The following is a 16,473-nucleotide window of genomic DNA, read 5'->3' as shown; positions in this document are numbered from 1 at the left end:
CTAAAAGCTCTGAGCAATGGGATCGACTCGTGTAAGGATCGCAATTGACGCAATGGGAGGGGATCACGCACCCGGTGAAATTGTTGCTGGCGCACTGCGAGCACGGGAAGAATTGGGTGTAGATGTATTGTTGGTTGGTGATCCCCAACAAATAAAAGCTGCCTTGCCGCCAAAAACGAATTTAGGGCAGGTAGAGATCGTGACTGCTGAGGAAGCGATCGCTATGGATGAGGAGCCTTTAAACGCAGTTAGACGCAAACGCAAGGCTTCGATCAATGTGGCGATGGATTTAGTCAAGCAGCAGCAGGCAGATGCCGTATTTTCTGCCGGTCACTCTGGGGCAGCTATGGCATCCGCTTTGCTCCGCTTAGGACGATTGCCAGGAATCGACCGCCCAGCCATAGGGACAGTTTTTCCCACGATTATTGCTGGGAAGCCAGTGTTGGTACTTGATGTCGGCGCGAATGTAGATTGCCGTCCCAAGTTTTTAGAGCAGTTTGGTGTCATGGGTTCGGCCTACAGTCAATATGTCTTAGGTACAACCGAACCGAAAGTGGGTTTATTGAATATCGGTGAAGAAGACTCTAAGGGCAATGATGCAGCCGTCCGCGCCCACCAAATGCTCCGCGAAAATTCCCAAATTAATTTTATTGGCAATGCCGAAGGGCGTGATGTGCTTTCCGGTCGCTTTGATGTAATTGTCTGTGATGGCTTTGTCGGTAATGTATTGTTAAAATTTGCCGAAGCCGTCGGAGAAGTGATTTTGCAAATTCTGCGGGAAGAATTACCCCAAGGATTGCACGGTCAAGTTGGTTCAGCACTCTTAAAACCCAACCTGAAGCGGGTAAAGCAGCGGATGGATCACGCAGAACATGGCGGCGCTTTGCTGTTAGGCGTGGCAGGAGTCTGTTTGATCGGTCACGGTAGCTCACAAGCTCCTTCAATTTTTAATGCAATTCGGATGGCAAAAGAAGCTGTTGACAACCAGGTGCTACAACGAATTCAGTCCCAATATATCCTAGAGCGCGAGAGCGGTTAGCGATTCAGTTATAAGTCATGAGCCGTTTGTCATTTGCCAGGACAAAGGACAAAAGACAAGGGAAAAAAGGCAAAAAGCTGATAGCTGGGGAGATTAGGTGTGCAAAATTTAGGCGTAGCAATTACCGGAAGCGGCTCGGCAGTGCCAGCAACTTCCCTACACAACCAGACATTGAGTGAAGTAGTTGAAACATCAGACGAATGGATTGCCACAAGAACAGGAATTCGTCAACGGCGATTAGCGCAGCCATCTGAGTCCTTGAGTATACTCGCAACTGCCGCCAGCAATCAGGCGATCGCAGCTTCGGGAATTAAACCAGAAGACCTAGACCTGATTCTACTAGCCACTTCCACCCCTGATGATTTGTTTGGTAGTGCTTGTCAAGTGCAGGCTCAATTGGGAGCCACCAACGCAGTAGCCTTTGACTTAACCGCAGCCTGTTCCGGCTTTGTGTTTGGTCTGGTTACAGCAGCCCAATATATTAGAACAGGCGTTTATCGAAATGTGCTTTTGATCGGGGCAGATATCCTCTCTCGCTGGGTAGATTGGCAAGATCGGCGCACTTGTGTATTGTTCGGTGATGGTGCCGGGGCAGTAGTTTTGCAGGCTGACAAAAGCGATCGCTTGTTGGGATTTGCACTTAAAAGTGATGGCACTCAAAACCATCACCTCAACCTTGCCTATGCAGGCGTTTCCCAAGAACTACTGTCAGGTGTAAATGTCACTAAAGGCACTTACCAACCCATTACTATGAATGGCAAAGAAGTCTACCGCTTTGCTGTCCAAAAAGTGCCAGAAATCATTGACAAAGCCTTGTTTCAAGCCAACCTCAGCGTTGACCAAATAGATTGGCTGCTGTTGCATCAAGCCAATCAGCGGATTATCGATGCTGTTGCCCAACGCCTGAATGTCCCAGAACATAAAGTTATCAGTAATCTCGCCGAGTACGGCAATACCTCTGCTGCTTCCATTCCCTTAGCTTTGGATGAAGCAGTGCGACAAGGTAAAATTAAACCCAATGACATCGTTGCTGCATCCGGCTTTGGTGCCGGTCTTACCTGGGGTGCGGCAATTTTTCAATGGGGAAGGTGACTTAATTTTAGATTTTAGATTTTAGATTGATTCCATGCATGAATGCTCTTTCTTCCCTACGGGACGCTGCGCGTACCAAGATCCCCGTAGGGGTACAGTGTGAACGCTTAGTCTAACGCTTTTGAATTATTCAATTCCATTATTCAAAACTTAAAATATAAAATTCGGTGAATATTTTATCCTTTGTTAATGACCAATGATAAAAACTGCATGGGTGTTTCCCGGACAAGGTTCCCAAGCACTGGGAATGGGAATGGACTTATTAGATATACCCGCCGCTAAAGACAAATTTGCTCAGGCTGAGGAAATTTTGGGCTGGTCTGTAACCGAAATCTGTCAAACTCAAGAAGAGAAGTTATCACAGACGCTATATACCCAGCCAATTCTTTATGTGGTGGAAAGCATTCTTGCTGACCTTCTCCGAGAACGAGGACACCACCCAGATTTAGTTGCTGGCCACAGTTTGGGAGAATATACTGCCCTTTACATAGCGGGTGTCTTTGAGTGGTCTGCTGGTTTATATCTAGTAAAGCGTCGTGCAGAACTCATGGATAATGCCGTTGGTGGGATGATGGCGGCTTTGATGAACTTTGACCGCGAACAGTTAGAAAAAGTCATTGCCCAAACGCCTGATGTAGTGCTGGCAAATGATAATAGTTCGACTCAGGTGGTGATTTCAGGCACAACTGAGGCTGTACAAGCGGTGATGACTCAAGTAAAAGCAAAGCGTGCTATTCCCCTAAAAGTTTCTGGAGCATTTCACTCACATTTAATAGCACCAGCAGCTGCCCAATTCCAAGACATTCTAGAATCTGTGAAATTTCAGTCGGCTACTGTGCCAGTGTTGTCTAATGTAGAACCAATTCCGTCTATTGATGCCGAGATTTTAAAGCAACGCCTGAACAAGCAAATGACTGGTTCTGTAAGATGGCGAGAAATTTCTCTGCAATTACCAGCCAACGGTATCCAGCGAGTAGTCGAAATTGGCCCTGGTAAAGTCCTAACTGGCTTGATTAAACGTAGTAGCCCTGACTTAATATTAGAAAACATACAGAGTGCAGCTGATTTACCTGTTTAATTTTTTTAGAACTTCATTTCAATTAAAAATTCTGTACCCTCACCTAAAACAGAGTTAAAACTCAATTTGCCATTGTGGGTTTCTTCAACGATTTGACGAGCGATCGCTAATCCTAATCCTGTCCCTTTACCTACACCTTTTGTAGTAAATAAGTGGTCAAAAATCCTTTGTTGCACTGATTCATTCATCCCCTTGCCATTATCAATAATGGCAATTTTCACACTTTCATTTTCCAGGGAAGTTTTAATTATAATTCGGTTGGGATTGGCCTTAATTTCCTTAAAACTCCGTCCCGTATTTGATTCATCCAGCGCATCAATGGCATTTGCTAGAAGATTCATAAATACCTGATTTAATTGCCCAGGAAAACATTCAACCTGGGGCAAATTCCCATAATCAGTTATCACTTCAATTGCTGGACGTTGTTCGTTTGCTTTCAGGCGATGTTTGAGAATTAAAATCGTACTATCGATACCTTCGTGGATATTAAATGGCACTTTGTAATCTTTATCTGCACGGGAAAAAGTGCGGAGACTGGTGCTGATATTTTTGAGGCGATCGCACGCCATCACCATTGAATCAATAATCTTGGGTAAGTCTTCTAAGCTATAATCCAAGTCGATTTCTTCGGCATGGTCGATAATTTCATCACCTGGATTTGGGAGACTTTCTTGATATAGTTTCAAGTGTTCAACAACATCTGCAAGGCTGGGTTTAGCTTGTTGGAGGCTAGCATAAATAAAGCCCAAAGGATTATTCATTTCATGAGCTACCCCGGCAACTAAATTACCCAGTGCCGACATTTTCTCACTTTGAACAATTTGCAGTTGTGCCTGTTGTAATTCTTCTAAAGCTTCTTTCAATTCTTGGGATTTTTGAAAAACAGCAGCTTCAGCTTGTTTGCGTTCTGTGACATCTAACAACAAGCCATCCCAAATAATTGTGCCATCAGCTTGTTTAATTGGACGGGATGCAGCTTGAATCCATTTTACTTTACCGGAAGGGGTGATGATTCGTCCTTCATATCGCCAAGGCTCCAAAGTTTGAGCAGAAATGGTAACAGACTCTTGATAATGTGCCATGTCCTCTGGGGGAACCGCAGATATTAAGCTGCTAGCATCAGCCACTACTTGCTCTGGTGGGATTTCGTAAATTTCATAACAACCAGTACTAACGTAGTTAAATCTGGATATACCATCTGGTAAGAGCTGGAATTGATAAATCATCCCCGGAACATTCTCCGCTAGGCGATGGAAACGAGCTTCACTGCCCTGTAGATCAGTGTACAATTGAGCATTTTCTAGGGATATTGCAGCTTGAGTACAAAGTAAGTTAATCACGCTAAGGCGATCACTGGTAAACACTCCTGGAGTCAGTTTATTTTCTAAGTAAATAATACCTACCAAATGTCCTTGATTAATAATTGGGGTACATAATACACTCTGGGGTTTTATTCGGTACATATATTCCCCAATTACACCAGGAATATCTGTTTGCAAGTTATCGATCACAACTGTTTGTTGGGTATTTTTGACGTAATTGATAATTGTTGTGGGAATATCTTGACAAGCATCTAGTGGTTGTGAATTAAGAATGGTTTGTATCTCAATATGAGAATTTGATCCATGATTAATAAAGGTAATTGCCTTAACTTGCCAAGTATCTCCTTGAGGAAGAATTAGTGCAGATTTTTTCGCGCCAGAGTTTTCTAGGATAATGCGGGTGAGACTGGTAATGAGTTGATCTATTTCTAGAGAACTGGAGATAGCTTGAGAGGCTTTGAAAACAGAGGTATAATCTAGAACATTGGAAATCTTGGTGCTACTAGTGCTAGAAGTGTAAGTAGATGAAACAGTCCCAGAAAAGCCAATAGTTTCTAGGGGGTTGAGATTAATTCTTTGCTGTTGCAGGATGGGTTGCAACAGTTTGGGATAGCATTTTGTTAAGTCATCGGTTTTGGCTTTCGCACCCCAGCGGGCATAGCAGTAGTATGCTTCTTGCATATATGCTTGGGCAACTTTTTGTTTACCCCAGTCCAGGTAGAATTTGGCTGCGAGTTCGTTGCTCAGTCCTTCTTCTTGGATGTAGCCGTTTTCTTTAGCATGAGAAATCGCCAGGTCATAATTTTTCATTGCTTCTAAATAGTCACCAATAACTCGATGTCGTTCTGCCTCCACTAGATAAAATTTGTGTAGATGATTCTTCGGGTTATGACTTGTCCATTCCTGCATATTTTTCTGATTAGCTGCGACTTGTTGCAGGATATTTTCTTGCTCAGATTTAGGATGGTTAGGCAAGACAGTTAACCAAGTCAGAGAAGCATAAAAATAGAAAACAGGAATATTAAACATTCCTTTTCCGGCAGATGAATAATATTTTGCCCGTTCGATATACTCAAGTGCTGCATCAAATTCTTGAAACAAATAACACAGAATTAACTTGTTCAAAAAGAAATGCCATAATCCTGTTTTGTCATCTGTCTGCTGATATCGTACTAAAAGTTCCTGTTCTTTCTCTGCTTCACCAAGCAACAGAGATGGACTTGCCGTTTGACCTAGCAAATTCAAAATTGACTGTCGATAAAGTTCATTGTAGTTGAGCTGCGTTTGCTGATTAATTTGTTCTAATACCTTACTATAGGCTGTCATTTCTTGTTCTAGCTCGGATAACTCATAACCCATGAAATAGGCATGGAAGCCGTAAGCATAAGCTGCGTAGCCTAAGACCATTAAATTTCCACTTTCCCAACCACTGGAGTAAGCATTTTGCAGCAGTTTTAAGGTTTCTCTGACATGAACTTTCCAATGAACTATAAAAGTAGAAGTTACAAATAACACTCTAGATTCAATCTTTTTTTCTTTGAATTTAGATAATAAATTTAACGCCAATTGACCAAATTCATAGCCTTGCTCAATATCGCCAGCAACAGCACAAAGAAATAATCCGTAGCCAGAGTAGTTTAATGCAGAAATAGGTGCATTTCCATAAATCATTGATAGATTCATCTGTGTCATGATTATCAATGAATTGAGATTTGGTTTTGTCAAATAGGCAGGGACTAATATTTCATTGAGAATTTGCATCACTGCCAAAATTTGAGGGTTCGTCATCTCAGGCAGATTTAGTAGATCCGTAGGTTTCTTACTACCTAAAAGAGCTTGTGTTTGTTGACTCACCCGTGCAACATCTTCTAAATCTGGTGATTCAGGGAGATCGATCTCAAATTGCTTTAATATCGTCAATCCAGTATTGATGGCTTCGAGTAGCTTACCCTGTGATGTGTATACATTAATTCTCACACCATACACTTTGACTGTATCCAATGCTGTCTTTGCCTGTTGCAGTACCACTTCTACAAGCTGTTCCATCTCATCTATATCAGTATTGAGATAGGCTGCCTCCACTTCTTCTACATACAATGCTAGTGTCAGGTTATACTGATTTTGCCAGCGATCGCTAGTTAAGAGATTGCGCCCAACTGCAAAGTATTTAACCGCCGCACTATAAGCAGTAGAATTTTTAGCTTTGCGCCCAGCGATTAAATTTAACTTTGCTAATTCCTCTCGTGCTGTTGGCTGCTCAATTAATTCGACAGCAACATTGATTTGATTAACAATCTCAAAAATTCGTTCTTCTTGTTCACTCTCAGATGTGTTATTCAGTAACTGTTGACCAATCCGATGATGAGTTGTTTTCTTTTGCTCATCTGGAATCAGAGAATAAGCAGCTTGTTGGACGCGATCGTGCAAAAAGTTGTATTTGACAGTCTGAGAAATTTCTTGAGTAACTGCTTGACTTTTTTGCCAGACATAAAATTTATAAATATTATCAGTAGGCAAAATCAACCCTTCTTGTAAGGCTTTCCACAAACAAGCTGCTGTTTCTATCTCTGATTTTTCCGAAATAATAGTCAAAGTTGCTAAATCAAACTGATTCCCAATACAAGCAGCTAACTGCAATACATTTTGAGTTGATGACGGCAGTCTTCGCAATTGAAATGCCATAAAAGCAACAACATCATCTGTCACCGCTTGCTGAGTCACTCGTGTAATATCACATTCCCAACAGCCTGACTCAAAGCTGAACTCAATCAGTTCATCTTGATGCAATGCTTTGAGAAATTGTGTAGCGAAAAACGGATTACCTTGAGTTTTCAGAGATACTAATAAAGAAAGAGGCAGAGCTAAATTTTCTGAACACTTAAGTGTTTCAGCAACTAAGTAATTCACTTGCAGTTGACTCAGTGGTGCTAAAGTAATCGTATTAATCGTTGCTTGTGTTTTTTCGATTTCACTCAAGGTCAACATTAACGGATGTACTGGATTGACGAGGCACTGCGTTGGATCGGTTCCCCGGCTTGTAGCAAGTGCCGTTTCGTTATCACGATACGCACCAATGATCAAAAGATGCCCTGTATCAGTCATTAATAGCTGCATTAACTTTAACGATGCTGAATCTGCCCATTGCAAATCATCTAAAAATATTACTAATGGATGTTTGGCAATAGTAAAGACTTGGGTGAACTTTTGGAACAATAAATTAAAGCGATTTTGTGCCGCAGTTCCTGATAATTCCGGTGCTGGTGGTTGAATACCAATAATTCTTTTTAATTCCGGAATTACTTCAATAATTACCTGGCCATTTTCTCCGACAGCTTTTAAAAGCTTACTTTTCCATTCCTGGATTTGAGCATCGCTTTCTGTGAGCAATTGTCCCATTAAATCTCGGAATGCTTGCACAAATGCACTGAAGGGAATATTTCGCTGAAATTGGTCATATTTGCCTTTGATAAAATAACCACGTTGACGAACAATCGGTTTATGAACTTCGTTAACAACCGCAGTTTTACCAATACCCGAAAAACCAGCTACCAGGATCATTTCAGTTGCACCCAGGCTAACTCGCTCAAATGCTTGGAGGAGAATTTCTACTTCTGTTTGTCTTCCATAGAGTTTATCAGGGATAATAAAGCGATCGCACACATCTCTTTGGGCAATTTCAAAGTGTTCAATCGAACCTGTTTTTTGGAGTTGAGTTAAACAACTTTCTAAATCAAATTTCAGTCCTAATGCACTTTGATAGCGGTCTTCAGCATTTTTCGCCATCAGTTTCATCACAATGTCACAGAGAACTTGGGGAATCGGAAAATCAACCTCACCGCAACCTTCTCCTTGGTAAGGAGAAGGTACAATATGACAGTGACATTTATTGATATTTGGTGGAAGTTTTGCAATATGACAATGCACCAACTCCATCGGGTCGTTTGATTGAAAAGGTAACTCACCTGTAAGTAACTCGTAAAAAGTAACACCGACTGAATAAAAATCAGTCCGATAGTCAATCCCCCGATTCATTCGGCCTGTTTGTTCTGGGGAAATATAAGCGAGTGTCCCTTCTAATAGATTAGGACTGATCAGCGTTTGAGTTTCCCGTGGTAGTAGGGATGCAATACTAAAGTCAATTAATTTAACTTGTTTGGTTTCTGGATTAATTAAAATATTGGCGGGTTTGATGTCTTTATGAATAATCCGCTGATGATAGAGTATATCTAAGGTGTTACACAGTGCGATCGCTATCTGTAAAAACTCCGTGAGATTTCCTAGACTTGACCCTGTTGCCCATTCTTTAAGAGAAATTCCCCCGAAGTCTTCCATCACCAACACATAGCCATTTTGGTAAGGTTCTAGGCTATAGGTTTGGATGATTAGAGGTGAGTTGAGATTTTTGGCAATGGTATACTGATTGCGAAACTGCACCAATTCGCTAAAACCCGGATATGGATTTTTCAGCAGTTTAACGACTACAGGTAAAGAGTCAGTTTCTCGATAACCGCGATAAACTAGGGTTCTCGAACCATTATAAAGTTGTTCGTTAATTTGATATCCGGGAATAGTAACTAGAGTGGTAACCATACTGCTAAATTTTCAAGACTTCCTTTATTTAGTGTTCCCGGATATGTGCAGTTGTTTACCAACAAGAGCAAAAGTTTATAGTGGAATTTCAATGAAAAATTCTGTACCCTCACCGATAACAGAGTTAAAACTCAATTTGCCACTGTGGGTTTCTTCGACGATAGACTTGGCAATCGCTAATCCTAATCCCGTCCCTTTTCCCACACCTTTTGTAGTAAATAAATGGTCAAAAATCTTTTGTTTTACTGATTTATTCATCCCCTTGCCGTTATCAGCAATAGCAATTTTCACGCTTTCATTTTCTAGGGAGGTTTTAATTGTAATTTGATTGGGATTGGACTTAATTTCCTGAAAACTCCGTCCTGTATTTGATTCATCCAGCGCATCAATGGCATTTGCCATAATATTCATAAATACCTGATTCAATTGTCCAGCAAAACACTCAATATTAGGTAAATTACCATAGTCAGTTATCACTTCAATTGCTGGACGTTGTTCGTTTGCTTTCAAACGATGTTTGAGAATTAAAATTGTGCTATCAATGCCTTCATGGATATTAAACGGCACTTTGTAATCTTTATCAGTGCGGGAAAAAGTTGTTAAACTAGTGCTAATGTTGTGAAGGCGATCGCACGCCATTGTCATAGAATCAATCATCTTGGGTAAATCTTCTAAGCTATAATCCAAGTCGATTTCTTTGGCATGGTCGATAATTTCACCACCGGGATTGGGAAGACTTTCTTGATAGAGTTTCAAGTGTTCAACAATATCCGTAAAGGTGGGTTTAGCTTGTTGAAGACTGGCATAAATAAATCCCAAAGGATTATTCATTTCATGTGCTACCCCTGCTACTAAGTTACCCAGTGCCGACATTTTCTCACTCTGAACGATTTGTAATTGTGCCTGTTGTAAATCTTGTAATGCTTGCCCAGCTTGTTGATAAAGTCGAGCATTCTCTAGGGATATTGCAGTTTGGGAAGAAAGTAGATTGATAACTTGCAGACGTTCGTTAGTAAATACCTCTCTTGTGAGTTTATTTTCTAAGTAAAGAATCCCCACCAAATGCCCTTGATTAATAATTGGTGTGCATAAAATACTTTTGGGTTGATACTCTAGCATATATTCCTCAATTACCCCAGGAATATCTGTTTGGCAATTATTTATAACAATGGTTTCTTGAGTATGTTTGACATAATTGATAATTTTTATGGGAATATCTTGACAAGTATCTAGTAATTGTGGGTCAAGTATGGTTTGTATTTTCTGATGATGAATCAAGGTAATTGCTCGGACTTGCCAAGTGTTTTCTTGAGGAAGCAGCAGTACAGCTTTTTTGGCGCCAGAGTTTTCTAAGATAATCCGGGTGAGACTGGTAATGAGTGTATCTAATTCTAGAGAACTGGAAATAGCTTGAGCCGCTTTCAGGACAGAGGTAAAATCTAAGACGTCGTAAATATTAGTGGTGCCAGCAGTATTCGTACGAGTCGATGAGAAAGTCTCATGAAAACCAAGAGCTTCTTGAGGGTTGAGGTTGAGTCGTTGCTGTTGCAGGATGACTTGAAGTAATTGGGGATAGCGTTGTTCTAGATCAGTAACTTTGGCTTTTGCTCCCCACCGGGAATAAGCATAATAGGCTTCAATCAAATAATCTTTAGCAATGCGTTCTTTGCCCCATTCGAGATAGAATTTGGTGGCGAGTTCGTTGGCGAGAGCTTCTTCGTTGAGGTATTCGTGTTCCTTGGCAAGGGCGATCGCGCGATCGTAGTTTTCTATTGCTTCGGCTCTAGCCCCCAAGACCCGACACCGTTCTGCGACAATCAAGGCGCAGCGGTGAGCCTGATTACTCGGTGCATAAGCTGCCCACCCACTGAGTTTTTCCAGGTTGGTAGCAACCCGTTCTAGAATGCTTGATTGGTCTGTTTCGCTGGCATCTGGATAAAGCGCTAATTGTACTAGCGCATCGTAGAAATGGAAAAGCGGAACACTCATTAGTCCTGCCGTTCCACCCAAATACTGGGCTGCTTTATTGGCGTTTTCTAATGCTTGTTCATAGTGGTGGAACAGGTAGCAAAGTATCAGCTTATGGCGATAAACTTGGTGCAGTGCGGTTACTTCACCCGTTTTCTGGTAAAGCTGAATCATTTCACGCTCATCGCAGTATTCACCAACCAACCGATGTGGCTCTGTTGACGCCCCCAACAGATTCACGACTACCTGATGGAAAAGACTTTGCGTGTAGAGATAGGTATGCTGGCGCAGTTGCTGCATCACCTTGCGATGTTCTTCCATCACTAACTTGAGGGAAGACAGTTCCTGCCCACAGAAATAGGCATTAGAGTCATACACGAGTAGGCTGAGTGCTGCAAGATTGAGATTACCAATTTCTAATCCACTGGAATAGGCTTGCAGTAGTCCTGCCTGGCAGGTTTTTGCAGGTTCTTTCCAGTGTTTGAAGAAGCAGTTAAAGTCAAAAAAGGCATCAGCAACATGCCTGGGTGAGTGAACGTATTGCAGGAGGTTTATCTCCAGTTGCCCAAAGCAGTAGCCCGTTTCAATATCACCCAATATGGCAATCAACATTAACCCATAGAGACCGTAGGCATGAATCGATTCTGGTGCATTTCCGTACTGCACCGATAGATCGAACTGGGCAAAGACCACCAGGGGCATCAGGTTTGGGGCAGCTTGATAGGCAGGCGACATGATGGTGGACAGAATTATCATTGCGGCTTTTTTGTCCGGCGCAGTCATTTCCGGTAAATGCAGCAAAGATTCCATCGATCTGTTGCTGAGTTGGATTTGGGTGTTCTGGAGTGCCTGCTTGATGTCTGCTGGGGTAGGCTGTTCTGGCAAATGTACCCCCAGAGGTTCCAGCACGAACCGTGCCAACTGCAATGCTTCTAAAAGCTGGTTTTGAGCCATGCAAGCCCGAATTTTCGTGTTGTAAACATTAATCCGATCAAGCCAAGAGCGGGCATGAGTAAGTACAACTTCAGCGAACTGCTCCATTTGTTCAAAGTTAGCACTGAGATAAGCAGAATTAGCTGCACCTTCATACAGAACTAGGGCGAGAGTGTAGTGGCTCTCCCAGCAATTGCCCCTCAACAAAGAAATGCCCGTGTTGAAATAGTTTAAAGCCGCTCCATAAGCCGTTGCACCCTTAGCTTTCTGTCCAGCCATCAGGTTTAACTGTACGAGTTCCTGTTGCTCCGTCTGATCCTCAATCAGAGATATCCCCTTGTTAAGGTGGTTAACGATCGCAAAAATCTGCTTATCCTGTTCACTCGCACTGGTTGCTTGTTGCAGCAAACGTCCAATATTGAGATGGGTGATTTGCTTTTGCTCTTCTGGAATCAAGGAATACGCCGCTTGCTGAACGCGATCGTGCAAAAAGCGATAAGTTGGATTAGCTGCTGCATCAGAAACCGACGCACTGTCAAACTGAATAAAAAACTTATAGATTTCCGTATTCGGAATAATTAAACCTTCTTGTAATGCTTTCCACAGTGCAGCAGCCGTATCTTCAGGAAACTGCTGGGACACGATCGCCAATGTTGCCAACTCAAACTCTGCTCCAATACAAGCCGCCAACTTCAATACATCCTGAGTTTGTGTCGGCAACTTCTGCAATTGCAGTGCCATAAACTCAACGACATCATCGGTGATCGCTAAAGCTCTGACTTGGGCAATATCACACTGCCAATGCCGTGCTTCCCAGTCAAAAGTAATTTGTTCCTCTTCATAGAGTGCCTTGAGAAACTGAGTCGCAAAAAAGGGATTACCCTTAGTTTTTTGGTATACCAGTTCGGTCAACGGTTGAGCCAGGGAGCGATCGCAATTCAACGTATCCGCCACCAACTGATTCATCTCAACTAGACTTAACGATTGCAGCGTAATGGTATTGACCACTGCCCCAGTTTTGACGATCTCATCTACGGTTAGGATAAACGGGTGAGCCGGTGATACTTCATTATCCCGATACGCACCCAAGATTAATAAATGTCCTGTCTGTTCCATCAACAATTGTAGCAATTTCAGCGATGCCGAATCTGCCCATTGCAAATCATCCAAAAATATCACTAATGGATGTTCTCTACTAGTAAAGACTTGGGTAAACTTTTGAAACAATAAATTAAATCTATTTTGTGCCGCACTTCCTGATAATTCTGGAGCAGGTGATTGTTGACCAATAATTCTTGATAATTCGGGAATTACTTCAATAATTACTTGTCCGTTCTCACCTACAGCCTCTAAAATCTTGCTTTTCCATTGTTGAATTTCGGCATCGCTTAGAGTTAACAATTGCCCCATTAAATTCCGAAAAGCTTGTACAAATGCCGAAAAAGGAATATTTTTTTGAAATTGATCAAATTTGCCTTTGATAAAATAACCGCGTTGACGGACAATCGGTTTATGAACTTCGTTAACTACAACGGTTTTCCCAATACCGGAAAAACCCGCAACCACCATCATTTCTGTTATCCCAAGGCTGACTCTTTCAAATGCTTGCAGTAGAATTTCTACTTCTGTTTTTCGTCCATAAAGTTTGTCAGGAATAATAAAGCGATCGCACACATCTCCTTGGGCAATTGGAAAACTTTCAATTCTGCCAGTTTCTTTTAGCTGACGCAAACAATTTTCTAAATCAAATTTCAGCCCTAATGCACTTTGATAGCGGTCTTCAGCATTTTTTGCCATCAATTTCATCACGATATCTGAAATCACTTGCGGGATTTCTGATTGCTCCAAAGGAGCGGCAAGTTTTGCAATATGACAATGCACAATCTCCATCACATCGTTTGATTTAAAGGGTAAATTTCCTGTTAGTAACTCATAAAAAGTTATCCCTAGAGAATAAAAATCTGTGCGGTAATCAATCCCCCGATTCATCCTTCCAGTTTGTTCTGGAGAAATATAAGCGAGTGTCCCTTCTAATACATTCAGACTGATAAGCGTTTGAGTTTCTCGTGGTAGTAAAGATGCAATACTAAAGTCAATTAATTTTATTTGTTTGGTTTTGGGATTAATTAAAATATTGCTGGGTTTGATGTCTTTATGAATAATCCGTTCGCGGTATAGTATATCTAAGATATTGCAGAGCGCGATCGCTATCTGTAAAAACTCCATCAGAGATTCTACGCTTCCCCTCACTCCCCACTCCCTACTCCCTACTCCCCATTCCTTCAGCGAAATTCCCCCAAAGTCTTCCATCACTAACATATAACCATTTTGGTAAGGTTCTAGGTAGTAGGTTTGGATGATTAGGGGTGAATTGAGATTTTTGGCAATGGTGTATTGATTGCGAAACTGTACCAATTCGCTGAAACTGGGATAAGGATTTTTCAGCAGTTTAATCACTACTCTTAAGGAGTCAGTTTCTCGATACCCCCGATAAACTAGGGTTCTCGAACCATTGTACAGTTCTTCGCTTACTTTGTATCCGGGAATACTCACTTTAGTGCTAACCATACTGCAAAATCTTTAAGACTTCCTTTCATTAGTCTTCCCGGATATGTGCAGGTAAAATCAACCCTTCTTGTAAAGCTTTCCACAAATCAGCCGTCGTTTCGATTTCTGAGTGTTCAGAAACAATTGCCAAAGTTGCTAAATCAAATTGATTTCCAATACAAGCAGCTAACTTGAGGATGTTCTGGGTTGCTAATGGTAGTTTTTCTAACTGCAACGCCATAAATTCTACCACATCATCTGTAACCGCTTCCTGATTTACTTGTGCAATATCGCATTGCTAACAACCTGATTCCCAGTTTAATTCAATAAATTCTTCTTGAGACAATGCTAAAGTCAACTAATTTAACTTGTTTAGTTTCGGGATTAATTAAAATATTCGCGGGTTTAATACCTTTATGAATAATGCGCTCGCGGTACAATATATCTAAGGTATTGCATAGTGCGATTGCTAAAACTAAAAACTCCTGTAGAGATTGTCGCCTGACCCTCACTCCCCATTCCTTCAGAGAAATCCCCCCAACTTCCATCATTAACATATAGCCATTTTGGTATGGTTCTAAGCTGTAGGTTTGGACGATCAGAGGCGAGTTGAGATTTTGGGCGATGGTATACTGATTACGAAACGACAACAGTTCACTGAAACTCAGATATGGATTCTTCAGCAGTTTAATCACTACTCTTAATGAGTCAGTCTCTCGATACCCTCGATAAACTAGGGTTCTGGAACCATTGTAGAATTCTTCACTGATGCGATATCCGGGAATACTGATAAGACTGCTAACCATACTGCTAAATCCTAAAGATTTCCAGATTTAGTATTCCCAGATGGATGAAGCAATTTATATCTACAGCTTTTTTGAGTTTGCTCTGGGCCTGGCGATCGCGTATGCTAAATTCAGTTTGATTTGCATTATCTTCTGTGGACAAAAACCGCGAACCGTTTATCAGTCTGGCACTTTACCACGCCTTTAAATGGTCAGTCGTCAGCCCCATGCTTCACGCTTACTTTCGGGGCCAGATTTATGGTGCGGAAAATGTCCCCGAATCAGGACCGTTGTTGGTAGTGAGTAATCACGCTAGTTACTTTGACCCGCCAATTGTCTCCAACTGTGTGCGTCGTCCAGTGGCGTACATGGCTAAGGAAGAGTTATTTAATATCCCCATTTTGGCGCAAGCGATTAAATTGTATGGCGCTTATCCAGTGAGTCGGGGAAATGCTGATCGCACAGCCATCCGTTCCGCCGTAGAATATCTCAATAAAGGTTGGGCTGTCGGTGTTTTCTTACAAGGTACTCGCACCCCAGATGGTCAAATTACAGACCCCAAAAGAGGCGCATTGCTGCTGGCGGCGAAAGCAAAAGCCCCAATATTGCCGGTAAGTGTTTGGGGTACTGAGGGGATTTTACAAAAAGGATCGTCCCTACCTCGCGCAGTTCCAATCACTGTGAGAATTGGTAACTTGATTGATCCTCCCAGTTCCACTAATAAAGAGGAATTGGAAGCGTTGACACAAAAATGTGCCACGGTAATTAACCAGATGCATGATTTAGGACGATGAGTTAGACAAGCTCAGATATATGCTTTAGGGAGGTAGCGATGCCTACGGCGGTAAACTACGCCCTAGTCTCTGTATGTTTAAGGTCAACGCGCTCTAGGGGACTTACAAATAATAAAAATGTCCTATCGCTTTTAGGGCAGGGGGCAGGGAGCTCTTAGCAGTGGGAGAAAAAATCGTTTTGACTCGGTGAAATTGGATAATTTATTTCTTGGAAGTCCCTAGCAATGAAGTCAGAGCTGATTCGTAAAGAAAATCTAAAGAGAATTAAGTCTCGCTTTACTCAGGTTATAGGCTAAACCGAGAGCAGTTATGTTATTGTCGATGA

Annotated in this window: 7 protein-coding genes and 1 pseudogene; 4 read left to right on the top strand and 4 right to left on the bottom strand. The window is 41.8% G+C overall.

Translation table 11 applies throughout. The features are described 5' to 3' along the window. The first annotated feature begins 16 nt into the window (after positions 1-16). The 3 genes from plsX to fabD all read left to right on the top strand — a co-directional run bounded on the left by plsX (position 17) and on the right by fabD (position 3,209). Positions 17-1,039 carry a phosphate acyltransferase PlsX gene (gene plsX / locus V7K85_RS01105; protein ID WP_334810823.1) on the top strand — a complete coding sequence of 341 codons (1,023 nt, stop codon included), beginning with the start codon at positions 17-19 and terminating at the stop codon, positions 1,037-1,039. Positions 1,040-1,138: 99 nt separating this feature from the next. Further along, complete coding sequence (locus V7K85_RS01100) at positions 1,139-2,131, top strand: beta-ketoacyl-ACP synthase 3 (RefSeq protein ID WP_334810822.1); 993 nt, start codon at positions 1,139-1,141, stop codon at positions 2,129-2,131. 196 nt (positions 2,132-2,327) lie between these two features. After that, a complete protein-coding gene (gene fabD / locus V7K85_RS01095; protein ID WP_334810821.1) occupies positions 2,328-3,209 on the top strand; it encodes an ACP S-malonyltransferase in 882 nt (293 codons plus the stop codon). Between the two features lie 5 nt (positions 3,210-3,214). Here fabD and V7K85_RS01090 read toward each other — a convergent pair whose 3' ends face one another. The 4 genes and pseudogenes from V7K85_RS01090 to V7K85_RS01075 all read right to left on the bottom strand — a co-directional run. Continuing rightward, positions 3,215-9,121, bottom strand: coding sequence for a trifunctional serine/threonine-protein kinase/ATP-binding protein/sensor histidine kinase (locus V7K85_RS01090; RefSeq protein ID WP_334810820.1), 5,907 nt, complete (start codon positions 9,119-9,121; stop codon positions 3,215-3,217). Between the two features lie 75 nt (positions 9,122-9,196). Then, entirely contained in the window at positions 9,197-14,590 is a 5,394-nt protein-coding gene (locus V7K85_RS01085) for an ATP-binding sensor histidine kinase (protein ID WP_334810819.1), read from the bottom strand. A 28-nt stretch (positions 14,591-14,618) separates the two neighbouring features. Beyond that, positions 14,619-14,810, bottom strand: a complete 192-nt coding sequence (locus tag V7K85_RS01080; RefSeq protein WP_334810818.1) for a hypothetical protein — start codon at positions 14,808-14,810, stop codon at positions 14,619-14,621. 97 nt (positions 14,811-14,907) lie between these two features. Next, a pseudogene (locus tag V7K85_RS01075) lies at positions 14,908-15,375 on the bottom strand (serine/threonine protein kinase); the annotation flags it as partial. A gap of 134 nt (positions 15,376-15,509) precedes the next feature. Here V7K85_RS01075 and V7K85_RS01070 point away from each other — a divergent pair. Beyond that, positions 15,510-16,148: a lysophospholipid acyltransferase family protein gene (locus V7K85_RS01070; protein ID WP_334810817.1), complete on the top strand. Its 639-nt coding sequence runs from the start codon at positions 15,510-15,512 to the stop codon at positions 16,146-16,148. Positions 16,149-16,473: the final 325 nt, after the last annotated feature.

The sequence above is a fragment of the Nostoc sp. genome (genome assembly GCF_036917615.1).
GTDB lineage: Bacteria > Cyanobacteriota > Cyanobacteriia > Cyanobacteriales > Nostocaceae > Nostoc.
This window is presented reverse-complemented; position numbering and strand designations above follow the sequence as displayed.

Coding starts and splice junctions, on each gene's coding strand:
- plsX (WP_334810823.1), top strand. CDS start 17: ATGGGATCGACTCGTGTAAGGATCGCAATTGACGCAATGGGAGGGGAT.
- fabD (WP_334810821.1), top strand. CDS start 2,328: ATGATAAAAACTGCATGGGTGTTTCCCGGACAAGGTTCCCAAGCACTG.
- V7K85_RS01090 (WP_334810820.1), bottom strand. CDS start 9,121: ATGGTTACCACTCTAGTTACTATTCCCGGATATCAAATTAACGAACAA.
- V7K85_RS01085 (WP_334810819.1), bottom strand. CDS start 14,590: ATGGTTAGCACTAAAGTGAGTATTCCCGGATACAAAGTAAGCGAAGAA.
- V7K85_RS01080 (WP_334810818.1), bottom strand. CDS start 14,810: ATGGCGTTGCAGTTAGAAAAACTACCATTAGCAACCCAGAACATCCTC.